Annotated in this window: 1 protein-coding gene; it reads right to left on the reverse strand. The window is 38.5% G+C overall.

Annotated elements, in window-relative coordinates; all coding sequences use genetic code 11:
• Positions 1–270: ferredoxin reductase domain-containing protein (locus AC1M9J_RS14845; protein WP_481952578.1), on the reverse strand; the 270-nt coding region annotated here is incomplete at both ends.

Genomic DNA, 270 nt, shown 5'->3' on the forward strand with positions numbered 1-270 from the left:
TTTCAACGTTAAAATATTCTTTATGAATCTGCTGATCCGCAAATTGATTCACTTTAGCTAAATCAATGACCCAATCCATAAAGCCATTCGGACCACATGTATAGATATGAGATTGAGCATCTAATTGCTTAATATGCTGGTTAAGATATTCGCGATGACTTGAACCTTCTGCTTTAAAGTGGAAGGTTGTAAATGGTGCAAGTGGTCCCTGTTCTACTTCTTCGACGAAAGCACAGCGATCGCGACTACTGCCACAATAATGCAATTCAA

This window comes from Acinetobacter sp. ANC_7588 (assembly GCF_056783995.1).